Origin of the sequence: Streptomyces sp. NPDC002032 (genome assembly GCF_042890765.1) — a bacterium.
In the GTDB taxonomy this organism is placed as follows: Bacteria; Actinomycetota; Actinomycetes; order Streptomycetales; family Streptomycetaceae; genus Streptomyces.
The window spans coordinates 22,202-47,636 of the sequence record NZ_JBIASM010000032.1; the positions used below are offsets into that span (position 1 = coordinate 22,202).

General features: G+C 71.7%; 25 protein-coding genes. 12 read left to right on the forward strand and 13 right to left on the reverse strand.

Translation table 11 applies throughout. The annotated features are described in order from the left end of the window. Positions 1 to 55: 55 nt before the first annotated feature. On the reverse strand, positions 56 to 1,600 hold the full coding sequence (locus tag ACFYYT_RS35725; protein ID WP_351816247.1) for a S8 family serine peptidase: 1,545 nt from the start codon (positions 1,598 to 1,600) through the stop codon (positions 56 to 58). A 273-nt stretch (positions 1,601 to 1,873) separates the two neighbouring features. Here ACFYYT_RS35725 and ACFYYT_RS35730 point away from each other — a divergent pair, with 273 nt between their 5' ends. The 3 genes from ACFYYT_RS35730 to moaA all read left to right on the forward strand — a co-directional run bounded on the left by ACFYYT_RS35730 (position 1,874) and on the right by moaA (position 5,030). Then, on the forward strand, positions 1,874 to 2,239 hold the full coding sequence (locus tag ACFYYT_RS35730; RefSeq protein WP_351816244.1) for a DUF485 domain-containing protein: 366 nt from the start codon (positions 1,874 to 1,876) through the stop codon (positions 2,237 to 2,239). Then, positions 2,236 to 3,864: a cation acetate symporter gene (locus ACFYYT_RS35735; RefSeq protein WP_351816242.1), complete on the forward strand. Its 1,629-nt coding sequence runs from the start codon at positions 2,236 to 2,238 to the stop codon at positions 3,862 to 3,864. The genes ACFYYT_RS35730 and ACFYYT_RS35735 overlap by 4 nt, the downstream gene beginning before the upstream one ends. A gap of 176 nt (positions 3,865 to 4,040) precedes the next feature. Continuing rightward, positions 4,041 to 5,030 (forward strand): GTP 3',8-cyclase MoaA, encoded by a 990-nt coding sequence (gene moaA, locus ACFYYT_RS35740; RefSeq protein ID WP_351816239.1) that lies wholly within the window; start codon positions 4,041 to 4,043, stop codon positions 5,028 to 5,030. Positions 5,031 to 5,113: 83 nt separating this feature from the next. Here the strand turns inward: moaA and ACFYYT_RS35745 are convergent, their stop codons facing one another. Further along, positions 5,114 to 5,374: a hypothetical protein gene (locus ACFYYT_RS35745; protein WP_351816236.1), complete on the reverse strand. Its 261-nt coding sequence runs from the start codon at positions 5,372 to 5,374 to the stop codon at positions 5,114 to 5,116. A 138-nt stretch (positions 5,375 to 5,512) separates the two neighbouring features. Next, positions 5,513 to 5,845 (reverse strand): DUF3099 domain-containing protein, encoded by a 333-nt coding sequence (locus tag ACFYYT_RS35750; RefSeq protein WP_351816233.1) that lies wholly within the window; start codon positions 5,843 to 5,845, stop codon positions 5,513 to 5,515. Between the two features lie 180 nt (positions 5,846 to 6,025). Between ACFYYT_RS35750 and ACFYYT_RS35755 the strand changes: the two genes are divergently transcribed. Beyond that, positions 6,026 to 6,304, forward strand: a complete 279-nt coding sequence (locus ACFYYT_RS35755) for a GlsB/YeaQ/YmgE family stress response membrane protein (RefSeq protein WP_351816230.1) — start codon at positions 6,026 to 6,028, stop codon at positions 6,302 to 6,304. Positions 6,305 to 6,397: 93 nt separating this feature from the next. Here ACFYYT_RS35755 and tyrS read toward each other — a convergent pair whose 3' ends face one another. From tyrS to ACFYYT_RS35770, 3 genes are read right to left on the reverse strand one after another with little or no spacing between them, the layout of a single operon-like run. Continuing rightward, positions 6,398 to 7,666, reverse strand: coding sequence for a tyrosine--tRNA ligase (gene tyrS, locus ACFYYT_RS35760; RefSeq protein WP_351816227.1), 1,269 nt, complete (start codon positions 7,664 to 7,666; stop codon positions 6,398 to 6,400). A 51-nt stretch (positions 7,667 to 7,717) separates the two neighbouring features. Next, the gene (locus ACFYYT_RS35765; RefSeq protein WP_351816224.1) at positions 7,718 to 9,109 is read right to left on the reverse strand and encodes a metallopeptidase TldD-related protein; all 1,392 of its coding nucleotides are present in this window, start codon (positions 9,107 to 9,109) and stop codon (positions 7,718 to 7,720) included. Beyond that, positions 9,109 to 10,632 carry a TldD/PmbA family protein gene (locus ACFYYT_RS35770; RefSeq protein WP_351816222.1) on the reverse strand — a complete coding sequence of 508 codons (1,524 nt, stop codon included), beginning with the start codon at positions 10,630 to 10,632 and terminating at the stop codon, positions 9,109 to 9,111. The genes ACFYYT_RS35765 and ACFYYT_RS35770 overlap by 1 nt, the downstream gene beginning before the upstream one ends. 184 nt (positions 10,633 to 10,816) lie before the next feature. On the opposite strand from ACFYYT_RS35770, the gene fabG reads away from it, so the two are divergent. The 3 genes from fabG (at position 10,817) to ACFYYT_RS35785 (ending at position 12,956) form a co-directional block, all read left to right on the forward strand. Continuing rightward, positions 10,817 to 11,536 carry a 3-oxoacyl-[acyl-carrier-protein] reductase gene (fabG, locus tag ACFYYT_RS35775; RefSeq protein ID WP_351816219.1) on the forward strand — a complete coding sequence of 240 codons (720 nt, stop codon included), beginning with the start codon at positions 10,817 to 10,819 and terminating at the stop codon, positions 11,534 to 11,536. Positions 11,537 to 11,541: 5 nt separating this feature from the next. Continuing rightward, a complete protein-coding gene (gene fabI / locus ACFYYT_RS35780; RefSeq protein WP_351816216.1) occupies positions 11,542 to 12,312 on the forward strand; it encodes an enoyl-ACP reductase FabI in 771 nt (256 codons plus the stop codon). Between the two features lie 212 nt (positions 12,313 to 12,524). Continuing rightward, positions 12,525 to 12,956 (forward strand): hypothetical protein, encoded by a 432-nt coding sequence (locus ACFYYT_RS35785; RefSeq protein ID WP_388610628.1) that lies wholly within the window; start codon positions 12,525 to 12,527, stop codon positions 12,954 to 12,956. 6 nt (positions 12,957 to 12,962) lie between these two features. Here the strand turns inward: ACFYYT_RS35785 and ACFYYT_RS35790 are convergent, their stop codons facing one another. Continuing rightward, on the reverse strand, positions 12,963 to 13,640 hold the full coding sequence (locus ACFYYT_RS35790; protein ID WP_351816213.1) for an FCD domain-containing protein: 678 nt from the start codon (positions 13,638 to 13,640) through the stop codon (positions 12,963 to 12,965). 141 nt (positions 13,641 to 13,781) lie between these two features. Here ACFYYT_RS35790 and ACFYYT_RS35795 point away from each other — a divergent pair, with 141 nt between their 5' ends. The 4 genes from ACFYYT_RS35795 to ACFYYT_RS35810 all read left to right on the forward strand — a co-directional run bounded on the left by ACFYYT_RS35795 (position 13,782) and on the right by ACFYYT_RS35810 (position 16,192). Further along, the gene (locus tag ACFYYT_RS35795) at positions 13,782 to 15,071 is read left to right on the forward strand and encodes an MFS transporter (protein WP_351816210.1); all 1,290 of its coding nucleotides are present in this window, start codon (positions 13,782 to 13,784) and stop codon (positions 15,069 to 15,071) included. 5 nt (positions 15,072 to 15,076) lie between these two features. Further along, positions 15,077 to 15,196: an SGM_5486 family transporter-associated protein gene (locus ACFYYT_RS35800; protein WP_351816207.1), complete on the forward strand. Its 120-nt coding sequence runs from the start codon at positions 15,077 to 15,079 to the stop codon at positions 15,194 to 15,196. Between the two features lie 170 nt (positions 15,197 to 15,366). Next, complete coding sequence (locus ACFYYT_RS35805; protein WP_351816206.1) at positions 15,367 to 15,582, forward strand: hypothetical protein; 216 nt, start codon at positions 15,367 to 15,369, stop codon at positions 15,580 to 15,582. Positions 15,583 to 15,670: 88 nt separating this feature from the next. Continuing rightward, a complete protein-coding gene (locus tag ACFYYT_RS35810; protein WP_351816203.1) occupies positions 15,671 to 16,192 on the forward strand; it encodes a histidine phosphatase family protein in 522 nt (173 codons plus the stop codon). Between the two features lie 113 nt (positions 16,193 to 16,305). Here the strand turns inward: ACFYYT_RS35810 and ACFYYT_RS35815 are convergent, their stop codons facing one another. The 5 genes from ACFYYT_RS35815 to serB form a co-directional block, all read right to left on the reverse strand. Beyond that, on the reverse strand, positions 16,306 to 17,115 hold the full coding sequence (locus ACFYYT_RS35815) for a tryptophan 2,3-dioxygenase family protein (protein WP_351816200.1): 810 nt from the start codon (positions 17,113 to 17,115) through the stop codon (positions 16,306 to 16,308). Next, the gene (locus tag ACFYYT_RS35820) at positions 17,108 to 18,055 is read right to left on the reverse strand and encodes a diiron oxygenase (RefSeq protein ID WP_351816198.1); all 948 of its coding nucleotides are present in this window, start codon (positions 18,053 to 18,055) and stop codon (positions 17,108 to 17,110) included. Before ACFYYT_RS35820 ends, ACFYYT_RS35815 begins: the two co-directional genes overlap by 8 nt. Beyond that, the gene (locus tag ACFYYT_RS35825) at positions 18,052 to 19,338 is read right to left on the reverse strand and encodes an aminotransferase class I/II-fold pyridoxal phosphate-dependent enzyme (RefSeq protein WP_351816195.1); all 1,287 of its coding nucleotides are present in this window, start codon (positions 19,336 to 19,338) and stop codon (positions 18,052 to 18,054) included. Before ACFYYT_RS35825 ends, ACFYYT_RS35820 begins: the two co-directional genes overlap by 4 nt. Further along, a complete protein-coding gene (locus ACFYYT_RS35830; protein WP_351816193.1) occupies positions 19,338 to 20,144 on the reverse strand; it encodes an SDR family oxidoreductase in 807 nt (268 codons plus the stop codon). The genes ACFYYT_RS35825 and ACFYYT_RS35830 overlap by 1 nt, the downstream gene beginning before the upstream one ends. 274 nt (positions 20,145 to 20,418) lie before the next feature. Then, positions 20,419 to 21,618 carry a phosphoserine phosphatase SerB gene (gene serB / locus ACFYYT_RS35835; protein WP_351816190.1) on the reverse strand — a complete coding sequence of 400 codons (1,200 nt, stop codon included), beginning with the start codon at positions 21,616 to 21,618 and terminating at the stop codon, positions 20,419 to 20,421. 313 nt (positions 21,619 to 21,931) lie between these two features. Here serB and ACFYYT_RS35840 point away from each other — a divergent pair, with 313 nt between their 5' ends. After that, on the forward strand, positions 21,932 to 24,472 hold the full coding sequence (locus ACFYYT_RS35840; RefSeq protein ID WP_351816187.1) for an FHA domain-containing protein: 2,541 nt from the start codon (positions 21,932 to 21,934) through the stop codon (positions 24,470 to 24,472). A gap of 111 nt (positions 24,473 to 24,583) precedes the next feature. Here ACFYYT_RS35840 and ACFYYT_RS35845 read toward each other — a convergent pair whose 3' ends face one another. Then, complete coding sequence (locus ACFYYT_RS35845) at positions 24,584 to 25,237, reverse strand: transglycosylase SLT domain-containing protein (RefSeq protein ID WP_351816186.1); 654 nt, start codon at positions 25,235 to 25,237, stop codon at positions 24,584 to 24,586. Positions 25,238 to 25,435: the final 198 nt, after the last annotated feature.

The window sequence follows — 25,435 nt, forward strand, 5'->3', positions numbered from 1 at the left end:
GGCGGGGGACTCCCCGCCCGGCCCGTCCGTCGTCAGTGCCCGGCCCTGCCCTCCGTCACTTGACGGCCTTGAGCGCGTCGATCACGCCCGAGCCGTAGTAACCGGTCTGGCCCCACTTGGCCTTGCAGGTGGCGGCGTCGATCAGGTTGCCGGTGTTGTCGTAGATCTTGTCCGGGCAGGCCGTCTTCGTGGCCTGGGCCTTGAGCATCGCCTGGACCTGCGAGGGCGTGGCCCACGGGTGCGCGCTCTTGATCAGCGCCGCGACGCCCGCCACGTGCGGGGTCGCCATCGAGGTGCCCTGCTTGTAGCCGTAGCCGCCGCCCGGAAGGGTGGACAGCACCCGGCCGTTGGCGTCGGGCGTGGCCGGGATCTGCCACTTGTCGCCGCCGGGGGCGGCGACGTCGACGACGCCGAGCCCGTAGCTGGAGTAGTACGAACGGAAGCCCTTGTCACCGGTCGCGCTGACCGTGACCACACCGGGCAGCTGCGCCGGCAGGTCCAGGCAGGTCTTCGGGTCGATGGTGCGCGGGACGGGGGTGGCGTCGTCCGGGCTGCTCGTGTCGACGAGGGAGTCGGCGGCCAGGTCGAAATCCTCGTTGCCCGCGGCGGCCACGTTCAGGACGCCCTTGCGCTCCGCGTACTTGGTGGCCCGGGCGAGGGACTCCACCAGCGCCTTCTGGTCGTCGTCCGACTTGCAGTTGAACATCCACGGGTCGACGTAGTAGCTGTTGTTCGTCACCTCGATCCCCTTCTCGGCGGCGAACATGAAGCCGCAGACGACCGCCTCGGTGAAGAACAGGCTGGTCCCGGGCTCGCTCACCTTGATGCCCGCGACCTTCACCCCCGGCGCCACACCGCTGACGCCGATGCCGTTGCGCGGCGCGGCGATGGTGCCCGCCACGTGCGTGCCGTGGTCGGAGCCGTCCGGGTACGGGCGCCAGGCGCCGTCGGTGGTGTCGGCGACGCCCCCGACGCAGTTGGCGGACTGGCCCTTGGAGAAGTTGGCGGTCAGATCGGGGTGGGTGTCGTCGACACCGGTGTCTATGACGCCCACGGTGACGTCCGGGCTGCCCTCGTTGATCTTGTGCGCCTGATCGGCCTTGATCGCCCGCAGGTCCCACTGGTTCGACTCCAGGGGCTCCTGCCCCGGCGCCGCCTGGGCCGCCGCCTTCGCCGCGTCCGCCGCGCTCAGCTTCTGGGTCGTGCCCTCCTCGGTGGTCTGCACCGTCTGGAGGGGGGTCGTCCGGGTGGCGCCCACCGACACGAAGAGGCTGCGCTGGGCCCGCAGCAGCTTGGCGAAGTCCGGGTTCTGGGAGTGCGCGACGACGACCCCGATCTGCTCGTAGGACGTCACCACCGTCCCGCCGGCCCGCTCGACGGCCTTCGCGGCCTGCTGGACCGTCCCGTACGCGGTCAGGTTCGCCACGTACGACAGCTTCGGGCCCGCGGTGGCGGCCTTCGCGGCCGTCGCCGGGCCCGCCGTGTTGCCGAGCGGCGCGGCCGAGGCCGCCACCGAGGGCAGGAAGGCGAGCGAGGCCGTGAGCGCGAGGCCGACCGGAACGGCGAGGACCCGCCGGCGGCCGTGTCCCAGATGAGCCATGGGTTCTCCACATCATCCGTCAAAAAGCCGTCCGCACGCGGTTGCGTCGGACGGGTTCATGACACGCGAACCTAGCGCTGACGTTCCCTTCCGCGCCATCCGTTCGGGAAATCAGTCGTTCGAAAAGAGAACCGTCAAAGAAACAACGGGTGTTGAACCGTCCCGAGACGCGAGCCGTGCCGTTGACAGGGGGGATCAGCACCTCTCCCCCCACACACGGAGGTCGTCTTGCCGTCCGTCCCCACCGCACCCGCGTCACAAGGAGAACCCCCCGTGACCACCGAAGCAGCGCCCCCGCAGGGCGGCGCGGAAACGTCACCGGCGAGCCCCACGGCCGAGCAGCTCGCGGCCGCGCAGCAGAGCCCCGAGTTCGCCGAACTGCGCGGCTCCTACCGCTCCTTCGCCTTCCCGCTCACCGTGGCCTTCATCGCCTGGTACCTGCTCTACGTCCTGCTGTGCAACTACGCGGGCGGCTTCATGGGGACCAAGCTCTTCGGCAACATCAACGTCGCCCTGGTGCTCGGCCTCGCCCAGTTCGCGACGACCTTCCTCATCGCCTGGTGGTACTCGCGCCACGCCGCCACCCGCCTCGACCCCAAGGCCGAGGCCATCAAGGCACGCCTGGAGGCCGGAGCATGAGCGCCCTCACGCACCTGACGGTCGCCGCCGGAGCCGGCGAGCACCGCCCGATCATCCTCACCCTCTTCGGGCTGTTCGTCGCGGCCACCCTGGTCATCACGATCTGGGCCGGCCGCCAGACCAAGGGCGCCGCCGACTTCTACGCGGGCGGCCGCCAGTTCACCGGCTTCCAGAACGGCCTGGCCATCTCCGGCGACTACATGTCCGCCGCGTCCTTCCTCGGCATCGCCGGAGTCATCGCCCTCAAGGGCTACGACGGCTTCCTGTACTCCATCGGCTTCCTGGTCGCGTGGCTGGTGGCCCTGCTGCTCGTCGCCGAGCCGCTGCGCAACTCCGGCCGCTACACGATGGGCGACGTCCTCGCGTACCGGATGCGCCAGCGGCCCGTCCGGACCGCCGCCGGCATCTCCACCATCGTCGTCTCGATCTTCTACCTGCTCGCGCAGATGGCAGGCGCGGGCGTACTGGTCTCCCTGCTGCTCGGCATCACCAGCGACGGCGGCCAGATCGGGATCGTCGCCCTGGTCGGCGTGCTGATGATCCTCTACGTGACCATCGGCGGCATGAAGGGCACCACCTGGGTCCAGATGGTCAAGGCCGTCCTGCTCATCGCGGGCGCCCTGCTCATCACCTTCCTGGTGCTGTGGAAGTTCCACTTCAACGTCTCCGCCCTGCTCGGCAAGGCCGCCGAGAACAGCGGCAAGGGCGCCTCCTTCCTGGAACCGGGTCTCAAATACGGCCTCACCGGCACCTCGAAGCTGGACTTCCTCTCGCTGGGCCTCGCCCTGGTCCTCGGCACCGCCGGCCTGCCGCACATCCTGATCCGCTTCTACACCGTGCCCACCGCGAAGGCCGCCCGGAAGTCCGTGAACTGGGCCATCGGCATCATCGGCGCCTTCTACCTGATGACGATCGCGCTCGGCTTCGGCGCCGCCGCCCTGCTCAGCCCCAAGGAGATCACCGACTCCAACCCGTCCGGCAACACCGCCGCCCCGCTGCTGGCCCAGGCCGTCGGCGGCGGCGCCGACTCCACGGGCGGCGCGGTCCTGCTCGCCGTGATCTCCGCGGTCGCCTTCGCGACGATCCTCGCGGTGGTCGCCGGCCTCACCCTCGCCTCCTCCTCGTCCTTCGCGCACGACATCTACGTGAACGTGATCCGCAAGGGCGAGGCCACCGAGAAGGAAGAGGTACGGGCGGCCCGCTGGTCCACCGTCGTGATCGGCGCCGTCGCCATCGTCCTCGGCGCGCTCGCCCGGGACATCAACATCGCCGGCCTGGTGGCCCTCGCCTTCGCCGTAGCGGCCTCGGCGAACCTGCCGACGATCCTCTACAGCCTCTTCTGGAAGCGCTTCACCACCCGCGGCGCCCTCTGGTCCATCTACGGCGGCCTCGTCTCCTCGGTGGTCCTGGTCCTGTTCTCGCCCGTGGTCTCCGGCAACGAGAAGACCTCGATGTTCAAGGGCGTCGACTTCCACTGGTTCCCCCTGGAGAACCCGGGGATCGTCTCCATCCCCCTCGGGTTCCTGCTGGGATGGCTGGGAACCGTACTGTCCAAGGAGAAGGCCGACCCCCAGAAGTTCGCCGAGCTGGAGGTCCGTTCCCTCACCGGAACAGGCGCTCACTGAGATCCGCCGAACACCCAGCGTGGCCGCGTCGTACTTCTCTACGACGCGGCCGCGCCGCGTCTCGTTCCTTTGGGCCCCCCTGCGGGCGACGCCCGTCGCGTAGGCTCGAAAGCAGCGCTCCCGCGTACCCGCGACGGCGCCAAGCTTTACGGATCCGGACAGGGAGGGGGCCCACAGTGCTTCTCGACACCTACGGCCGCGTGGCCACTGACCTGCGCGTCTCACTCACCGACCGGTGCAATCTGCGCTGCACTTACTGCATGCCCGAGGAGGGCCTGCAGTGGCTCGGCAAGTCCGACCTGCTGAGCGACGACGAGATCGTCCGGCTGGTCCGCATCGCCGTCACCCGGCTCGGGATCACCGAGGTCCGCTTCACCGGCGGCGAGCCGCTGCTGCGGCCCGGCCTGGTCGGGATCGTCGAGCAGTGCGCGGCCCTGGAGCCGCGCCCCCGGATGTCCCTGACCACCAACGGCATCGGCCTCAAGCGCACCGCACAGGCGCTCAAGGCCGCCGGCCTGGACCGGGTAAACGTTTCGCTGGACACGCTGCGCCCCGAGGTCTTCAAGACCCTCACCCGCCGCGACCGCCACCGCGACGTCGTCGACGGCATGGCGGCCGCCCGCGCGGCCGGTCTGACCCCGGTCAAGGTCAACGCCGTGCTGATGCCCGGGCTGAACGCCGACGAGGCCCCCGACCTGCTCGCCTGGGCGGTGGAGAACGAGTACGAGCTCCGCTTCATCGAGCAGATGCCCCTCGACGCCCAGCACGGCTGGAAGCGCGACGGCATGATCACCGCCGGGGACATCCTCCAGTCCCTGCGCACCCGCTTCACCCTCACCGAGGAGGGCTCCGAGGAGCGCGGCTCCGCTCCCGCCGAGCGCTGGGTGGTCGACGGCGGCCCGGCCACCGTCGGGGTCATCGCCTCCGTCACCCGCCCCTTCTGCGGGGCCTGTGACCGTACGCGGCTCACGGCCGACGGCCAGATCCGTACCTGCCTGTTCGCCACCGAGGAGTCGGACCTGCGCGCCGCCCTGCGCTCGGGCGCCCCGGACGAGGAGATCGCCCGGCTGTGGAAGGTGGCGATGTGGGGGAAGAAGGCCGGTTCCGGTCTCGACGACCCGTCCTTCCTCCAGCCCGACCGCCCCATGTCGGCGATCGGCGGCTGAACGGCCGGGCCGGGCCGTCGGTCGGCCCGGCGCCCCGCGTGACCCCGTGCCCGCTGGACCGCGTACCCGAGGTGCCCGCGCGCTCAGCCGCGCTCCGAGCCCTCCGGCTGGACCCACTCGTCGAGCTTCACGACGTCCTTGAGGAACCCGCGCACGCCCAGGAAGCCGGCCAGGTGCTCGCGGTGTTCCTCGCACGCCAGCCACGTCTTGCGCCGCTCCGGCGCGTGCAGCTTCGGGTTGTTCCACGCCAGGACCCACTCCGCCGGGGCACGGCAGCCCTTGGCGGAACAGGTGGGGGAGTCGATCTCGGAGCCGGGCCCGGAGAAGAAGTCAGGGGAGTTCACGGCCTCAACCCTACAAACGGAAGGGCGACGCCGGGCAGCCACGGGGGGAGCTGCCCGGCGTCGGTCCGTCGCTCCGACGGGGGATGCGGAGCGCGTAGGCAGTATGTCACGCAGGACCCGCCGGGGTGCACCGGAACTTCATGATTGATCTGAGCTTTTACTGAGGTTTCCCGCCTCCAGTGCGGGGCGCACAGGGGCCGGTACGAAGTGCGACGGCAGCGAGGGCGTCGACTCGCGGCCGGCGTTCGCGATGACCACCGCGATGTAGGGCAGCAGGAGACCGGCGGCCAGCGTCACCATCGCCACATGGCGTTCCACGTTCCACAGCACGACCGTGGCGACGACCGACAGGGTACGGATCGCCATCGAGATCACGTACCGGCGCTGGCGTCCGCGCACGTCCTCGGCGAGGCTCATCCGCGCCCCGGTGATCCGGAAGACCTCGGCCCCGTTCCGCTTCGACCGCTCCATGTTCCACCACCCGATCCACCCGCCGGGCACGCCCCGGCCCGCGACCCTCCCACCGTACGCCGCCCCCGCGCCGGTGAGGAGCAGGGGGTGTCCCTCCGATGGGCCATCCGACATGCGCGGGGGCCCGGACGGGCCGAGACTGGGCCCACATGCGCACAACGCGCCACGAGGAGGCTCGACATGCAATGGTTGTGGGCGATCATCGTCGGTTTCGTGCTGGGCCTCATAGCCCGGGCCATCCTGCCGGGCAAGCAGCACCAGCCCCTGTGGCTGACCACCCTCTTCGGCATCGTCGGAGCCCTCCTCGGCAATGCCGTGTCGCGGTGGATCGGCGTCGAGGACACGCGGGGCATCGACTGGATCAGGCACCTGCTGCAACTGGCCGGCGCGGTCCTGATCGTCGGGCTCGGCGACATGGCTTACATGGCGCTGTGGGGCAGCAGACGCCGCACCGTGTAGCGCCGCGCACGCCGAAGGGGCCGCTGCGGACGTCGTGTCCGCACCGGCCCCTCGTCGTACCGGCCGCCGCGCGGCGGCCGTCCTGCCGTGCCGTCAGGCGCCGGTGACCTCGACCGCCGCCAGGTTCTTCTTGCCGCGCCGCAGCACGAGCCAGCGGCCGTGCAGCAGTTCCTCCGCGGCGGGGACCGCGTCCTCGGCGGTGACCTTCACGTTGTTCACGTAGGCACCGCCCTCCTTCACGGTCCGGCGGGCGGCGGACTTGCTGGCGACCAGGCCGGTCTCCGCGAGCAGGTCCACCACCAGGCCGGGCTCGGCGACCCGTGCCTGCGGCAGCTCGGAGAGGGCCGCGGCCAGGGTGGCCTCGTCCAGCTCCGCCAGCTCGCCCTGGCCGAACAGCGCCTTCGACGCGGCGATCACGGCGACGCACTGGGCGGCGCCGTGCACCAGCGTGGTCAGCTCCTCCGCGAGCGCCCGCTGCGCGGCACGCGCCTGCGGCCGCTCGGCGGTCTGCGCCTCCAGCTCCTCCAGTTCCGCGCGGGACTTGAAGGACAGGATCCGCATGTAGGTGGAGATGTCCCGGTCGTCCACGTTCAGCCAGAACTGGTAGAACGCGTACGGGGTCGTCATCTCCGGGTCCAGCCAGACGGCGCCGCTCTCGGACTTGCCGAACTTGGTGCCGTCCGCCTTGACCATCAGCGGGGTGGCCATCGCGTGGACGTGCGCGTCCGGCTCCACCCGGTGGATCAGGTCGAGCCCGGCCGTCAGGTTGCCCCACTGGTCCGAGCCGCCCTGCTGGAGGGTGCAGCCGTAGCGGCGGTACAGCTCCAGGAAGTCCATGCCCTGGAGCAGCTGGTAGCTGAACTCGGTGTAGCTGATGCCCTGGTCGGACTCCAGCCGCTTGGCGACGGAGTCCTTCGTCAGCATCTTGTTGACCCGGAAGTGCTTGCCGATGTCCCGCAGGAACTCGATGGCGGACATGCCCGCCGTCCAGTCCAGGTTGTTCACCATGAGCGCCGCGTTCTCGCCCTCGAAGGACAGGAACGGCTCGATCTGCGAGCGCAGCCGGGTGACCCAGTTGGCGATGGTCTCCGGGTCGTTCAGCGTGCGCTCGGCGGTCGGGCGCGGGTCACCGATCTGACCGGTGGCCCCGCCGACCAGCGCCAGCGGCCGGTGACCGGCCTGCTGGAGCCGGCGCACGGTGAGCACCTGCACCAGGTGCCCCACGTGCAGCGAGGCCGCCGTCGGGTCGAAGCCGCAATAGAAGGTGACCGGACCGTCCGCGAACGCCTTGCGCAGCGCTTCTTCGTCGGTGGACTGGGCGAAGAGCCCGCGCCACTTCAGTTCGTCGACGATGTCCGTCACGGTCTCTCGACTCCTTCGATGTCTGAAATTGCCATGGTCAGTCTAGGTGGGTCAGACGCCCTTGCTGACCGAGCTCATGTTGAAGTCCGGGATCCGCAGCGCCGGCATCGCGGCCCGCGTGAACCAGTCCCCCCACTCACGCGGCAGGGTCTTCTCGGTCCGGCCGGCCTCGGTGGCCCGCGACAGCAGGTCCACCGGGGACTCGTTGAACCGGAAGTTGTTGACCTCGCCCGTGACCTGCCCGTTCTCCACCAGGTAGACCCCGTCCCGGGTCAGGCCCGTCAGCAGCAGGGTGGCCGGGTCGACCTCGCGGATGTACCAGAGGCAGGTCAGCAGCAGGCCCCGTTCGGTGCCCGCCACCATCTCCTCCAGCGACTTGTCCCCGCCCCCGTCCAGGACGAGGTTGCCGAAGCCGGGGGAGAGCGGCAGCCCGGTCAGGGCCGCGCTGTGCCGGGTGGTGGTGAGCCGGGCCAGCTCGCCGCCGCTGATCCACTCCGTCGCCGGGACCGGCAGGCCGTTGTCGAACACCGAGGCGTCGTCGCCGGAGCTGTGCGCGATCACGAAGGGCGCCGACTCCAGGCCCGGCGTGTGCGGGTCGCTGCGCAGGGTCAGCGGCAGCGGGGACAGCCGCTCGCCGATGCGGGTGCCGCCGCCGGGCTTGGAGAAGACCGTGCGGCCCTCCGTCGCGTCCCGGGCCGCCGCCGACCACATCTGGTAGATCAGCAGGTCCGCCACGGCCGTGGGCGGCAGCAGCGTCTCGTACCGCCCGGCCGGCAGCTCGATCCTGCGTTCCGCCCAGCCGAGCCGTACGGCGAGCTCCGCGTCCAGCACGGTGGGGTCCACGTCCTTGAAGTCCCGGGTGGCCCGGCCGGCCCAGGCCGAGCGCGAGCGGTCCGGGGACTTCGCGTTCAGCTCCAGGGTGCCGCCCGGCTGGTCGTGGCGCAGCCGCAGCCCGGTCGAGGTGCCGACGTACGTGGAGACCATCTCGTGCTGGGCGAAGCCGTACAGCTCCCGCCCGCCGGCCCGGGCCCGGGCGAAGGCCTCGCCGAGCGCCGGGGCGAAGTCCGCGAACACCGCCGAGGAGGTCTCGGCGGGGCCGTCGGTGAAGTCCGGCGAGGCCGGGGTCCCGGTCACCAGCGGCTGGGCGTCCTCGGCGGGACCGGCCCCGCGCGCGGCCGCCTCGGCGGCCCGTACCAGCGGTTCCAGGTCCGCGGCCGTGACGGCGGAGCGCGAGACGACCCCCGAGGCCGTGCCCTCCTTGCCGTCGACGGTGGCGATGACCGTCAGGGTGCGCCCGCGGGTGACGCCGTTGGTGGTGAGCGCGTTGCCCGCCCAGCGCAGGTTGGCGCTGGACTCCTCGTCCGCGATGACGACGCAGCCGTCGGCGGCGGACAGCTCCAGGGCGCGCTCGACGATCTCGTGCGGCGTGGTTCGGGTCGACATCAGCGTCCGGCCTCCTGCGTGGTGTTCAAGATGTTCACGTCGCGGAACAGGGCGGACGGGCAGCCGTGGGAGACCGCCGCGACCTGGCCCGGCTGGGCCTTCCCGCAGTTGAAGGCGCCGCCCAGGACGTAGGTCTGCGGGCCGCCGACCTTCTCCATCGAGCCCCAGAAGTCGGTCGTCGTGGCCTGGTAGGCCACGTCGCGCAGCTGCCCGGCCAGCCGGCCGTTCTCGATCCGGTAGGCCCGTTGCTGCGTGAACTGGAAGTTGTAGCGCTGCATGTCGATCGACCAGGAGCGGTCCCCGACCACGTAGATCCCGCGCTCCACCCCGCCGATCAGGTCCTCGGTGGACAGGCCGCCCGGATCCGGCTGGAGGGAGACGTTCGCCATCCGCTGGACGGGCACGTGGCCGGGGGAGTCGGCGTACGCGCAGCCGTTGGAGCGCCCCAGACCGGTGAGCCTGGCGATCCGCCGGTCCAGCTGGTAGCCGGCCAGGGTGCCGTCCTTGACGAGGTCCCAGCTCTGCGCCTCGACGCCCTCGTCGTCGTAGCCGATCGTGGCCAGGCCGTGCTCGGCCGTGCGGTCACCGGTCACGTTCATGATCGAGGAGCCGTACTTGAGCTTGCCGAGCTGGTCGAAGGTGGCGAAGGAGGTTCCCGCGTACGCCGCCTCGTAGCCCAGCGCCCGGTCGAGCTCGGTGGCGTGGCCGATGGACTCGTGGATGGTCAGCCACAGGTTGGACGGGTGCACGACCAGGTCGTAGCGCCCGGCCTCGACGCTCGGCGCCCGCATCTTCTCGGCGAGCAGGCCGGGGATCTCCTCCAGCTCGGAGTTCCAGTCCCAGCCGGTGCCCGTCAGGTACTCCCAGCCGCGTCCGGCCGGCGGGGCGATGGTGCGCATCGAGTCGAACTCGCCGGTGGTGGCGTTCACGGCGACGGCGGTGAGCTGCGGGTGGATCCGCACCCGCTGCTGCGTGGTGGAGGTGCCCGCGGTGTCGGCGTAGAACTTGTTCTCGTGGACGGCGAGCAGCGAGGCGTCGACGTGCGCGACGCCCTCGGCGGCCAGCAGCCGGGAGCTCCAGTCGGCGAGCAGGGCCGCCTTCTCGGTGTCCGGCACCGCGAAGGGGTCCACGTCGTAGGCGGAGATCCAGGTCTTGTCGGCGTGCACCGGCTCGTCGGCCAGCTCGACCCGCTCGTCCGAGCCCGCGGCCTTGATCACCTGGGCGGACAGCTTCGCCATGGCCACGGCCTGTGAGGCCACCTTGGCGGCGGCGTCCATGGTGAGGTCGACGCCGGAGGCGAAGCCCCAGCTGCCCCCGTGCACCACGCGGACCGCGTACCCGAGGTCCGTGGTGTCGGAGCCGCCGGAGGGCTTGGCGTCGCGCAGGCGCCAGGAGGCGCTGCGGATCCGCTCGAGCCGGAAGTCGGCATGGTCGGCGCCCAGCGCGCGGGCCCGGGCGAGCGCCGCGTCGGCGAGCGCCCGCAGGGGCAGCGCGGTGAAGGCCGCGTCGATGGAATGGGCCACGGAAATCCTCCGGGGGTCGGGGCAGGTCGGCTCGATCATGTCGCGATCGGCCCCCCGGTGCATACCCGTTTCTGTAGGTACTCGACAGCGCGCGTCGCAAGGCCCTGTCGGAGCCCGATTCTCCGGATGCGCGGCCGGACCTATAGGTTTTTGCTATTCAGACAGCTAGCGAAAGGGTGATCCGTTGAGCCGCTCGGTTCTCGTCACCGGAGGTAACCGGGGCATCGGCCTCGCCATCGCCCGGGCCTTCGCGCAGGCCGGCGACAAGGTCGCGGTCACGTACCGCTCGGGAGAGCCGCCGCAGGAGCTCACCGAGCTGGGTGTGCTGGCCGTGCGCTGCGACATCACCGACTCCGAGCAGGTGGAGCAGGCCTACAAGGAGGTGGAGGCCAAGCACGGCAACGTCGAGGTGCTGGTGGCCAACGCCGGCGTCACCAAGGACACGCTGCTGATGCGCATGTCCGAGGAGGACTTCGCCTCCGTGGTCGACACCAACCTCACGGGCACCTTCCGCGTCGTCAAGCGGGCCAACCGCGGCATGCTCCGGGCGAAGAAGGGCCGCGTCGTCCTGATCTCCTCGGTCGTGGGCCTGATGGGCTCGGCCGGCCAGGCCAACTACGCCGCCTCGAAGGCCGCGCTGGTGGGCTTCGCCCGCTCCCTCGCCCGCGAGCTGGGCTCCCGCAACATCACCTTCAACGTGGTCGCCCCCGGTTTCGTGGACACCGACATGACGAAGGTGCTCACCGACGAGCAGCGCGCCGCCATCGTGGGCCAGGTGCCGCTCGCCCGTTACGCGCAGCCCGAGGAGATCGCGGCGGCCGTGAGCTTCCTGGCGTCCGACGACGCCGCGTACATCACAGGAGCCGTCATTCCCGTTGACGGCGGATTGGGCATGGGTCACTGATCACCATGAGCGGAATTCTCGACGGCAAGCGCATCCTCATCACCGGGGTGCTGATGGAGTCCTCCATCGCCTTCCACACCGCCCGGCTGGCCCAGGAGCAGGGCGCCGAGGTCATCCTCACCGCCTTCCCGCGGCCGACGCTGACCGAGCGCATCGCGCGCAAGCTCCCCAAGCCCGCGAAGGTCATCGAGCTCGACGTCACCAACGACGAGCACCTGGCCCGCCTGGAGGGCCTCGTCCGCGACGAGCTGGGCGGCCTCGACGGCGTCGTCCACTCCATCGGCTTCGCGCCGCAGGACGCCCTGGGCGGCAACTTCCTCAACACCCCGTTCGAGTCGGTGGCCACGGCCATGCACGTCTCGGCGTTCTCGCTGAAGTCGCTGACCATGGCCTGCAAGCCGCTGTTCCCGCACGAGGGCGCGGCCGTCGTCGGCCTCACCTTCGACGCGCAGTTCGCCTGGCCGCAGTACGACTGGATGGGCCCGGCCAAGGCCGCGCTGGAGGCCACCAGCCGTTACCTCGCCCGCGACCTGGGCAAGGAGAACATCCGCTGCAACCTGGTCTCGGCCGGTCCGATCGGCTCGATGGCCGCGAAGTCCATCCCCGGTTTCAGTGACCTGGCGGAGGTCTGGAACTCCCGCTCCATGCTGGAGTGGGACATGAGCGACCCGGAGCCGGCGGGCCGGGGCGTCGTCGCCCTGCTGTCGGACTGGTTCCCGAAGACCACGGGCGAGATCGTCCACGTCGACGGCGGCCTGCACGCGATGGGCGCCTGACCGGCACCCGCATCCGTACGGCGGTGGCCGCGCCTCCTTTTCCGGGAGGCGCGGCCACCGCCGTTTTCGCGCTCCGGAACAGGGGAGGCGGGGTGTCGTTCGATCAGATTTCCGCTGTCCGACCGGATCTTCCCGAGTCGAAAACCGGGACAGATGCCTGCAAACTGGCCACGTCGGGATCTTCCCGGCTGCTTCGGGGAGGAGGTACTGGCGTGCGCGCGAGGCCGAGCCGAGCGGTATCGCTGCTGGTCACCTCAGTGGTCCTGACCGCACTCCTGATCCCCGGGGCCACCCCGCGCCCCGGCACGCGGCAGCCCGCGGTGGACCCCGAATCCGCCGCCCTGGCCGTCGTGGACCTCGCCGACATCCCCGCCGAGCCACCCGTACGGCCCGCCCCGGCCGTCCCCCGGGAACTCTTCGGCGCCGACTGCGACACCGAGATCGACGGCTCGCAGGTGATCGCGCGCTGCCACAACGGCTACCCCGAGACCGACCTGCTGCGCCTGCACGTGGAGTGCGACCGCTGGTGGGACCTGGACGCCGACAGCGCCGCCGTGCCCCTGGACCCGGCCGGCCGGGTCCGGCTCACCGGGCGCTGCTGGAAAGAGGTCCGCACGGCCTGGGTGAGCCACCAGCGGCCCTGAGGCGGATCAGCGGCGGCCCTCGCCGAGGCACACGTACGGGTAGCCCGCCGCCTCCGAGGCCGCCGCCTCCCCGTCCCCGCGCCGGATCGCCTCGATCAGACGGGCGTGGTCCAGGTGGTCGGCCGGATCCAGCACGGCGCCGACGTCCGCCCGCAGCCAGTCCGCCACCAGGTCGCCCAGGTCCGCGTACAGCTCGATCAGCACGTCGTTGTGCGAGGCCGTCACCACCGCCATGTGCAGGGCGACGTCGGCCCCGACGAACAGTTCCGTGTCCCCGCTCGCCCACGCCTCCTCGCGCCGCGCCAGCAGCGCGTCCAGCTGTACGAGGTCCCGCTCTGTGCGCCGCTCCGCGGCCAGCCGGGCCGCCGCCGACTCCATCGTCGAACGCAGCTCCGCGATGTGCCGGGGGTCGGCCCCGGAGAAACGGCGGTGCATCACCCCGGCCAGCTCACTGGTGGCGATCACGTAGGTGCCCGAACCCTGGCGGATGTCCAGCAGTCCGTTGTGCGCCAGCGCGCGGACCGCCTCCCGCACCGTGTTGCGGGCCACGCCCATCAGCTCGACCAGCTCGGGCTCGGTCGGGATCCGGCCCCCCACCGGCCACTCCCCGGAGGTGATCTGGTTCCGGAGCTGGGCGATCACCTGATCGACGAGCGCGGATCGCCGGGGCGAAGTCAGCGGCATGGGCGCGCGACCCTCTCTTGTGGCTCTGCTGGAGTGGTGGCTGGGGTTGGCTGGGGCGGTGACTGGGGCGGTGACTGGGGCGGTGACTGGGGCGGTGGAACGACTGGACAACCAATCATCCCATGATTCTATGATGGTTCAATGTCCGACGAAGATATCCAGACCATGAACCGCCCCGCGGCCGTGCACACCCCCGACCGCCGTCCGCTCCCCGCTTCCGCGCACGTCGCCCCCAAGTGGCTCGGCCCGGTGCTCATCGTCGGAATCGTGCTGGCCGCCCTCAACCTGCGTCCCGCCATCACCAGCCTCGGCGCCCTCTTCGAGGAGACCCGCACCGGCCTCCACATGAGCGGCACCGTCGCCGGGCTCATCACCTCCGTCCCCGCCCTCTGCTTCGCCGTCTTCGGCGTCACCGCGCCCCGCCTCTCACGCCGCTTCGGCCCCGCCGCCGTCGTCTGCGCCGGCATGGCCGCCGTCGCCGCGGGCCTGCTGATCCGCCCCTTCGCCGACAGCGCCGCCGCCTTCCTCGCGGCCAGCGCGCTGTCCCTGGCCGGCATAGCCCTGACCAACGTGCTGCTGCCGGTCATCGTCAAGCGCTGGTTCCCCGACCGCGTCGGCACCATGACCGGGCTCTACTCGATGGCCCTGGCCGCCGGCACCTCCCTCGCCGCCGCCGCGACCGTCCCGCTGACCTCCGCCCTCGGCGGCAGCTGGCGCACCGGCCTGCTGATCTGGGCCGTCCTCGCGCTGGCCGCCGTACTGCCCTGGCTGCCCATCGCCGCCGCGAGCCGCCGCGCGAAGGCCGCCGCGCCCGCCACCGCCGCCCGCGAGGACGCGGGCCCCTCCGTCCTGCGCAGCCGCACCGCATGGGCGCTCGCCTGCTACTTCGGCCTCCAGGCCACCGGCGCCTACGTCACCATGGGCTGGCTCCCGCAGATCTTCCGCGACGCCGGAGTCTCCGCCTCCACCGCCGGCGTGCTGCTCGCCGTCACCATGGTCATGGGCGTCCCGCTGGCCTTCGTCATCCCCCGCCTCGCCGGACGCATGCGCCACCAGGGCCCCATCGCCGTCACCCTCGGCCTGTTCGGCTTCGCCGGCTACCTCGGGCTCTATCTCGCACCCGCCGCCGGAGCCTGGGCCTGGGCCCTGCTGCTCGGCATCTCCAACTGCGCGTTCCCGCTGGTCATCACCATGATCGGACTGCGCGCCAAGTCCCCGGCCGGGGTCGTCAGGCTCTCCGCCTTCGCCCAGAGCACCGGCTACCTGATCTCCATCCCCGGACCGCTCCTCATCGGCACCCTCTACCAGCACAGCGGCGGCTGGGACCTGCCGCTCACCGTGATGGCCGCCCTGCTCGTCCCCCAGATCGCCCTCGGCGTCCTCGCGGGCCGGGACCGCACGATCGAGGACGAATGCGGCATGCGAGACTGACCGGCATGTCGCCCGTACTCGAACCGAACCCCCAGAACGGCCACAAGAAGCTGGGCCTCGTGCTCGGCGCGATGCTGCTCGTGACCGTCGTCATCGCCGTCATCGCCACGCTCGCCTCCCCCTGACCCGCCGCCCCGGACCGGCCCCCGCAGGCCGATGGTGGGGTTAGCCCCCCATCCCCTAGGGGGCCAGGTTCAGGGTCGACTGGGGTGTGCCCCCGATGGGAAACGCCGCCTCGGATCCTTAGATTCGAAGCAGAGCGAGCCCGTCCCAGCGCACACCCCCGGAGGCGGCCATGTCGGCCCCCACGCACACCCCGCCCATCCGCCGCCGCCCCGTGGCCCACGCCGGAGCCAACGCCCGGCTGCACTGGTGGACCCTCGCCCTGCCCGCGCTCGCCTTCGGCCTCCTGCTGCTGCTCCTCGCCGGCTCGGGCCAGGCCCACGCCGCCGCCGGCGAGAGCCCCGGACTCCTCCAGATGAGCCGGGAACTGCTGCGCGCGGCCGGCTGACCGTACGCGCCGGGACACGCCCCCCGGCCCGGTCCGGGCCCCTCAACACCCTGCGCCCCGTGGCGCGTTTCATGCGAAGCTGGGAGCCATGAGCGCCGATACGCCCCGCAGGATCGCCCTTCTCCGGCACGCCAAGGCCGACTGGCCCGAGGTGGCCGACCACGACCGCCCGCTGGCGGAACGCGGCCGCAAGGACGCGCCGGCCGCCGGGCTCAAGCTCGCCGAGACCGGGATCGCCTTCGACCTGGCCCTCTGCTCCACCGCCGCCCGCACCCGGGAGACGTGGAAACTCGCCGTCCAGGAACTGCCGCACCGGCCGAGGACCTCGTACGAGGAGCGGATCTACGACGCCTCCCCGGGCGAGCTCATCGCCCTGCTGAACGAGACCCCCGACGAGGTGGCGAACCTCCTCCTCATCGGCCACAACCCCGGCATGCACGCCCTCGCCGACGTACTCGCCGGGCGCGCGGAGGGCGACACCCTGACCCGGATGTCGCGCACGGGCTTCCCGACCGCCGCGCTGGCCGTCGTCTCCTTCACCGGAACGTGGAAGTCCGTCGAGCCCGGGGTGGGCACGCTGCTGGACTTCTGGACGCCCAAGGAGCACTGACCCCGCCGCGCGCACCCCGCCGCACGGCCGTACGGAGCCCGGGGCCGGAGCGCCCCGGGCCCCCGCACGCCGTGACGGGCCCGGCCGGGTCCGCCACCGCCCGGCCGGGTCCGTCACCGCCCCGCCAGGGCCGGCAGCCCCGCGTCGCGGGCCTCCCACAGCTCCGGGTAGAACCGCCGGTACACCGCCGCCCGCAGGTGGGCCACCCCGCTGCTGCCCCCGGTCCCCGGGCGCCCGCCGATCTGCCGTTCCACCAGCAGCGCGTGGCAGGCCCGCCACTCGGTCCAGATCTCGTCGTGGTCCACCAGCGCCTCCGACAGCTCCCACAGCTCCGCGAACTCCGCCGGGTCACCGTCCCGCGGCTCCGCCGCGAGCCGCCCGAACGCCTCCCGCCGCTCCTCGGGGCTCCCCACCGCGAACCCGGCCTTGGCCAGCAGCCCCACGTACGCCTCCCACAGCGTCGGCTCCGCCAGCCGCCCGCGCAGCCGCTCCCGCTCCCGCGCGCCCAGCCCCGCGATCACCCGGGCCCCGTACTCCCCGCGCACCCAGTCCGCCCCGCACAGCGCCGCGATCTCCACGTACTGCGCCGACTGCGCGCCGCTGCTGCTGCCCAGCACCCCGCGGAAGGCGTGGAACTCCCGCGGCGGCATGCCGCGCAGCGGATGGATCCCCGCGATCAGCGCCCGCGTGACCGCCACCCCGCGCGTCAGCCGGGCCCGCGCCGCGCGCGCGTCGCCCTCCAGCATCCGCTCGCGCGCGTCGGACAGGTCGCGCAGCAGCTGCCCGAACCACAGCTCCTGCACCTGGTGGACGGCGATGAACAGCAGCTCGTCGGCCACCCCGTCGGCCAGCGGCACCTGGAGCGACAGCAGCTCGGGAAGGCGCAGGTAGTTCTCGTACGTGACGGGCTCGGGCTCAGACATCGCTCTCCTCCGGGGCGCGCAGTCCGTGGGCGGCAAAGGCGTCCGTGGCACCGGGCAGGTCGAACGCGCCGACCTGGGCGCACAGCCGCAGGGTGGAACGGGAGATCGTCTGGATGCGGTCCAGCCCGGCCCCGCCGCCGTAGCTGTCCACGAGGACCGCCTCGGTGCGGTCCTCGTCCAGGCCCGCCAGCCGCAGCGACACCCGCACCGGCTCCAGGTCCCAGTCCAGGGCCGCACGGATCATCGCGGGCAGCGCGCGGGCCGCCAGACCCCGGCGGCGCGGGTCGAGCCGGGCCCACAGCTCCAGGAAGAACGCGGAGAAGAAGCGGTGGTGGCGCCCCTCGTCCTTGGCGTGGTCGCGCATCAGCTCGCGGACCGTGCTAACCACCGTCGGATCCTGCGGCACCTCGCCCAGCACCGCCGTGATCAGCGTCTCGAAGACCACCGCCTGGAGCTGGCCGGCCAGCACCGGGTCCTCGGGCAGCAGCCGCCGCCCGCTCTCCTGGAGGGCCGTGACGAAACCGCCGTAGTCGACCTCGGGCACCGCGATCCCGGTCGCGGCCGCGATCTGGTCGGCCAGGTCCAGGCTGTAGAGGGCGTGGTAGCCCTCGTCGCAGTACACCTTGAAGGCGTCCATCCGCAGCGCGGTGGGGAAGTGCAGCCCGGAGTTGCCGTTGGCGACGGGCTCGGCGGCCCCGTTCACCACCCTGGTCTCCAGGTGCGTCGTCGAGTGCAGGAACTGGTACAGGTGCCGTACGGAGACCTCCCGGACCCGCTCCGGAGCCAGCGCCTTCACCTCGGGGTGGGCCAGGTGCGGGACCAGGGCGTCCGGGAAGAAGACCCGGCCGCGCTCCGTCTCGGCGTCGAACATCCTCCGTACGCCGCCCCGCACGCCTGCGTTCTCGTACCAGCGGTCGAGCGGACCGGGGGCGGTGCTCATGGGTGCCTTCCGTTCGAGGGGTCGTCGAGGGGGCGCGCGCCGTGCTCCCCCTCCAGGTGTGCGGCGATCCGGCGGACCGCCTCCGCGACCAGCGGGGCCGCGACGGTGTGGCACAGCCGGAACCAGCCCGGCTCGGGCGAGCGGAACGCCCCGCCCGGCAGGATGCTGACCTTCGCCGTCTCGAACAGGCCCCGCCACAGCCGCCGCTCCGCGTCGAAGCCGGTGCCGGGCAGCCACCGCCGCAGGTCGAGCCAGACGGAGAACCCCGCCCCTGCCGGTGCGTACGGGATCCCGTGCGCGTCCAGCAGCGCCACCAGGTGCCCGTACGAGTCCCCGAGCCTGCGGCGGCCCGCCGCGAGGAAGGAGGCCACCCACGCCGGATCGGCCAGCAGGCCGGCGAGGGTGTGCTGGGTGGCGGTGGAGACGGGCGCGAAGTACGCCACGGCCCGCGCCGCGGCCAGCACATCGGGATCGCGGGTGTGCAGGACGCCCGTCTTCAGACCGGGCAGCCCGAAGTCCTTCGCGAAGCCCCACACCACATGGGTGCGCGCGGCCCAGTGCGGGTTGACCGCCGGGTCGGCGGCGCTGGTGAAGGCGTGCGGGCCGAAGACGGCGTGGGCGTAGATCTCGTCGGAGATCACGTCCACGTCGTGGTCCCGCGCCACGCGCAGCACAGCGGCGAGCACCTCGGGCCCGTGCACCTCTCCGACCGGGTTCGAGGGGGAGGACAGGGCCACCGCGCGGACCGTGATCCCCTCCGCGGCGGCCTGCTTCAGGGCCCGCTCGACCGCCTCGGCCGTCAGCCGGAACCCGTCCGCCGGGTCCAGCGGGGCGGGCAGGATCCGGGCGCCGGAGCGGCCGCCGAGATCGGTGTCGAAGGCCCCGTAGTAGGGGGCGGGCACCACGATCGCCTCGCCCGGATCGCACAGGACGGAGGCGATGGCGTCCAGCGCCCCGGTCGCCCCGCTGATGACCACCAGGTCGTCCGCGTCGAGCGGCGTGCGGCAGGTCGCCGAGAGCAGGCCGGCGACGCGCTCGCGCAGGACGCCGGTGCCGTGGAGCGGGGCGTAGCGGGCCGTCGCCTCGGTCATCGGGTCCGCTGCGGCCAGCGAGGCCAGCCGCTCTTCGAGCAGGTCCCACAGGAGGCGGTTCTCCGCGGTGCCCAGGTTGAGGTAGCCCTCGGGGCGCAGGCGCGCGTCGTAGGGCTCGGCCTCGGCCCGGAAGTGGGCCTCGGCGATGGCGGGGGTGTCGGCGAGGAGCCGGGCCGCCTGGCGGGAGACCATCAGCGCCCGCCCCCGTCCACGTCGACGCCGGTGAGCAGGCCCGGGTGGACGCCCAGCCCCATCGAGGCGTCGATCACGGCGCCGTGCAGGGCGGCGGCGTGCTCGCCCGCCAGCCACCGCACCTGCTCCGCGATCTCCCGGGACTCGATCATCCGGCCCTGGGGCAGCCGTGAGGTGAGGGCCGAGCGCTCCTGCTCCGAGAGCTTGTCCAGGGTGCTGGCCCGGAACATCGTGGTCTCCACGGCCCCGGGGCACAGGGCGAAGACCTGCACCGGGGTGTGCACCAGCTCGGCGGCGTAGTGCCGGGTCAGGTAGGTGAGGGCGGCCTTGCTCATCCCGTCGGCGGGGTGGAAGCCCGGGAACTGGAAGATCCCGCCGCCCACGCTGGAGATGTTGATGATCTTCCCGAAACCGCGTTCCAGCATGCCGGGCAGCACCTGCTCGATCAGCCACAGCGGACCGACCGCGTTGATCTGCAGGAAGGCCGCGGCCTTGTCCTGCGGCGGGCCGTCGGTGTAGTCGTCGATGGTCTTGGAGCCGACGGCGGCGTTGTTCACCAGGATGTCCACCGGCCCCGGCAGCCGGTCGAGCAGCAGCTCGTGGTCCTCCCAGTCGCCCTGGCTGAAGGGGAACGCCTCCACCTTGGCGCGGCCGGTGAGCGCCATCTCCCGCACCAGTTCCTCGGCCCGCTCCCGGCCGTTGCGGTAGGTGAACCAGACCGTCCAGTCCTCTTCCGCCGCGAACCTCTGCACACAGGCCCGGCCGATACCACCGGAGCCCCCGGTGATCAGCACACTTCGAGTCATCGTGTTCCCCTTGAACGGGCAAGCCCGACCGCGCGCAGCCGCCGTGAGCACGGCGTCCGGGTCGGAATATGTCCCTCAAGTGGACGCGGGGCCCGGCCAGTTCCGATCGCAGCCGTCTGGACTATGCCTTGCGCCGACGGGGGCTGCCAGGTCATCGGGCCGTGCCGGGGGCGGCCGGAAAACGACGGACGCCCGGCCGGAGGTCCGGCCGGGCGTGAGGGGGGAAACGGAAGGTGAACCAGTGGGGGAGCGGGGGTGGCGTCCGGTCCGGCCCTCAGGCCAGATCAGCCGCTTCCACTTCCTCGCGGGTGATGCCGAGCAGGTACAGCACCGCGTCCAGGAACGGCACGTTCACCGCGGTGTGCGCGGCCTCCCGGACCACCGGCTTGGCGTTGAAGGCCACGCCCAGCCCGGCCGCGTTCAGCATGTCCAGGTCGTTGGCGCCGTCACCGATCGCCACCGTCTGCGCCAGCGGCACCCCCGCCTCGGCGGCGAAGCGGCGCAGCAGCCGGGCCTTGCCGGCCCGGTCCACGATCTCGCCGGTGACCTTGCCGGTCAGCTTCCCGTCGACGATCTCCAGGGTGTTCGCCGAGGCGAAGTCCAGCCCCAGCCGCTCGCGCAGGTCGTCCGTCACCTGCGTGAAGCCGCCCGAGACCACGCCCACCTGGTAGCCGAGCGTCTTCAGCGTCCGGATCAGGGTCCGGGCGCCCGGGGTCAGCCGCACCTCGGCGCGGACCTTGTCCACCACCGACGCGTCCAGCCCCGCCAGCAGCGCCACCCGGGCGTGCAGGGACTGCTCGAAGTCCAGCTCGCCGCGCATGGCCCGCTCGGTCACCTCGGCGACCTCGGCCTCGCAGCCGGCGTGGGCCGCGAACAGCTCGATGACCTCGTCCTGGATCAGGGTCGAGTCCACGTCCATCACGACCAGGCGCTGCGCCCGGCGGTGCAGCCCCGCCGACACCACGGCCACGTCGACGCCGATCTGCGCGGCGGTGGTGGCGAGGGCGGTGCGCAGGGGCTCCGTCGCGACGCCGGAGACGGCGAACTCGACGGCGGTCACCGGGTACTTCGCGAGCCGGAAGATGCGGTCGATGTTGCCGCCGCTTCCGGTGATCCGGGCGGCGATGGTGGCCGTGGACTCGGCGGTGAGCGGGTTCCCGAGCACGGTCACATGGGAACGGCCACTGCCGCGCGGCCGGTTGTCACCGGTACCGGAGAGGATCTCCGCCTGCAGCTTGAGCGACTCGGCCCAGCTGTGGACGGTGGCCCGCAGCTCACCCTCGATGCCGGAGGCGGGCTTGGTGACGAGGGCGCACAGGACGATGCGGCCGCGGGTGACGACCTGCTCGATGTCGACGACATCGACGGAGTAGGCGGCGAGGGTGTCGAACAGCCCGGCGGTGATCCCGGGACGGTCCTTGCCGAAGATCTTGACGAGGAGGGTGGGGACGTCGGAGGTCTGCGAAGCGCTCATGGTTCCCTCACCGTATCTTCCCGGCCCCTCGTCCAGGACCCCCGTCCCACCCTTCAGACGCACCCCACCCGTATCTCCCGTCCCAGCCGCTTCCCTTTCCCTACCAGCCGGTACGCAGCGGGGCGGCCCGCCGAGAAGTCCCCTATCGCACTCTCCGGGTGGCTTTCGACCCCGGCGAAGGGCAGCGGCGCGGGCCCGCGCAAGGCCCCGATTCCACATGTGGCCGCAGGCCTGAAATAGTTCCCCCGGATGTTCGCCATCCCTAGACTCCCTGGCAACAGGGGGATTCTCGGGGGACTTAAGTGGGGCTGGAGTGCCGGAACTCGTACTGGAATTGAATGGAAGGACCTGGACGCTCGATCCGTCCAGGTCGTACTCGCTGGGGCGCGACCCCCAGGGTGACATGGTGATCGATGACGCCCGGGTGTCGTGGCGGCACGCCACGATCAGCTGGAACGGGCGCGGTTGGGTCATCGAGGACCACGGCAGCACCAACGGCACGTACGTGCACGGGGGGCGGGTCCAGCAGACCGAACTCGTGCCCGGCACGCCGGTCCACCTGGGCAACGCGACCGACGGTCCGCGGCTGAATCCGAGCGGTGCCGCCGCCCAGCAGCCGGCCTACCAGGCCCCGGCCGCCCAGCAGGCGCCGGCGCAGGCCCACGCGCAGCAGCAGGCCCACGCGCAGCAGGCCCCGGCCTACCAGGCCCCGGTCCAGCAGCAGCCGCAGCAGCCCGCCTGGGAACAGCAGCCGCAACAGCACCAGCAGGCGCAGCACCAGCCGTACGTGCCGCCGCAGCAGCAGCACCCCGGGCAGGCGCAGCCCGCCGCCCCCGCCCACGGCGGTGACCGCAGCCCGACGACGTTCCACCAGATCGCCGTCGGCCGCGTCATGCGCATCGGCCGTGCCCTGGAGAACGAGCTCGTCGTCTCGGACCTCCAGGTCTCCCGCCACCACGCGGAGTTCCGCTCCACCGGCGGACGCTTCGAGATCCACGACCTCGGCAGCCACAACGGCACCTACGTCAACGGCCAGCCGCTCGCCAAGTCCGGCACCGCGCTGCTCGGCCCGAACGACATCGTCGGCGTCGGCCACTCCACCTTCCGGATCGTCGGCGACCGCCTCGAAGAGTTCGTCGACACCGGCGACGTCTCCTTCTCGGCCCGCCACCTCACCGTCACCGTCGACGGCGGCAAGCAGATCCTCAAGGACGTCACCTTCGGCGTCCCCGAGAAGTCGCTGATCGGCGTCATCGGCCCCTCCGGCTCGGGCAAGTCCACCCTCCTCAAGGCGCTCACCGGCTACCGGCCCGCCGACCAGGGTGACGTCCTCTACGACAACCGCAACCTGTACAAGCAGTTCGCGGAGCTCCGCCAGCGCATCGGCCTGGTCCCGCAGGACGACATCCTGCACAAGGAGCTGCGGGTCCGCACGGCTCTCAAGTACGCGGCCAAGCTCCGCTTCCCCGGCGACACCGCCGAGGCCGAGCGCGCCGCCCGCGTCGACGAGGTGCTGCGCGAGCTCAAGCTCGACATCCACAAGGACAAGAAGATCACCGCCCTCTCGGGCGGTCAGCGCAAGCGCGTGTCCGTGGCCCTGGAGCTGCTCACCAAGCCCTCGCTGATCTTCCTGGACGAGCCGACCTCCGGCCTCGACCCGGGCATGGACCGCGACGTCATGCAGCTGCTGCGCGGCCTCGCCGACGACGGCCGCACGGTCCTCGTCGTCACGCACTCCGTCGCCGAGCTGGCCCTGTGCGACAAGCTGCTGGTCATGGCCCCCGGCGGTTCCGTCGCCTACTTCGGCCCGCCGGACGAGGCGCTGAACTTCTTCGGCTACACCACCTGGGCCGATGTGTTCTCCGCCTTCGAGAACTACCGCGACTACGACTGGGCCGGCCGCTGGAAGGGCTCGCAGCACTACCAGCTCTACGCCGCCGACCTCGACGCGGTCGCCCCGCAGCCGGTCGCGATGCCCTCGCCACAGCAGATGAACCCGCCGAAGCCGCAGGGCTGGGGCTCGCAGCTGTGGACGCTGATCCGCCGCTACGTCTCGGTGATCGCCTCCGACAAGGGCTTCCTGGCCCTGATGGTGCTGCTGCCCGCGGTCCTCGGCGTCGTCTCCACCGTGATCCCCGCGAAGTTCGGCCTGGCCCCGCCGACCCCGCCGAGCCGCTTCAACGGCGATGCCGGCACGATCATGCTGATCCTCGCGGTCGGCATGTGCTTCTCCGGCGCCGCCAACTCGGTCCGCGAACTGATCAAGGAACGCGTCATCTACGAACGGGAGCGCGCGACCGGCCTGTCCCGGTCCGCGTACCTCATGTCGAAGGTGATCGTCCTCGGCGTGATCACGATCATCCAGGGCGTGATCATCTGCGCCATCGCCTTCACCCCGCGCAAGCTGCCCACCGAGGGCCTGCTCATGCCCCCGGCCGTCGAGCTGTGCGTCTCGGTCAGCGCCCTGGGCCTGACCGCCATGATGTTCGGCCTCGTGATCTCCTCGCTGGTCAAGACCGCCGAGAAGACCATGCCGCTGCTCGTCATGTTCGCGATCATCCAGGTCGTCTTCACCGGCATCCTGTTCCAGCTGTACGACAAGATCGGGCTGGAGCAGTTCGCCTACCTGATGCCGTCCCGCTGGTCGATCGCCGCCGCCGGCACCACCCTGAACCTCGGCAAGCTCATGGCGCCCTGGGACCCCGAGAACCCCACCAACACCGACCCGCTGTGGGACCCCACCGTCGGCCAGTGGTTCCTGGACGTCTCGGTCCTCCTGCTGCTCGGCGTGATCTGCGGCTTCGCGGTGGCCCGCCTGCTGCGCCGCCACGAGCCCGAGGTCATGCGCAAGTAGCGCCGCACCCCGCGCACGAAGAACGCCTCAGGGCGGCACCCGGATCACCGGGGGCCGCCCTGAGGCGCATGGGGGGTCTTCGCACGGCGCCGCCGGCCGGCGGGCCGGGGCTCAGTACGCGCTGTTGACGTTGTCCATGGAGCCGTAGCGGTCGGCGGCGTAGTTGCACGCGGCGACGATGTTCGCTACCGGGTCGTACAGGTCGAACTTGGTGCCCTTGACGTGGTAGGTGGCGAACGTCGGCTGGATGACCTGGAGCAGGCCCTTCGACGGAATGCCGTTCTGGGCGTTGATGTCCCAGTTGTTGATCGCGCGGGGGTTGCCGCTCGACTCGCGCATGATGTTCTTGTGGATGCCGGCGTACGTGCCCGGGATGCCCTCCTTCTTCATGATGAAGAGGGCTTCCTTGATCCAGCCGTCCAGGTTGTTCGCGAAGACCGGGGTGCGGACGGCGGACCGGCTGGCCGCCGCCTTCTGCTCGCGGTCCTTCTTCGCCTGCGCCTCGGCCAGCGCCTTCGCGGCGTCCTTGGCCTTCTGGTCGGCGACGGCCGTCTGTGCGTTGAGGTGCTGCTTCACCGACTGGGTCCATGCCACGGGGGCCACGTTCACGACCGTCTCCGGCCGGGCCTGGGGAGCGCCGTCGGCGGAGCCGGCGGGAACCAGGGAGAAGGCGACGGCGGCGGCACCGAGCGTGGCGACACCGGCGATGGACAGCTTGTGTGCCTTCGTCAGACGACTGTGACCGGGAGTGCGGGAAGCAGACATGGCGGGGCAACCTCTTCGACGGGGGCACCCCCGTGGGATCTGGGGGCGGTGGCCGCACGACAGCGCCGCGTGGATCCGAGATCCGCGGGGCGCTGTGCGACGTCGACATTCTTAGCGGTGGCAAAAACCCCTGGCAAAGGTGTGACGTACGATCCCGCTTAGTGGATCAGGTCCCCCGGCCACGGCCCCTCCGCTGCT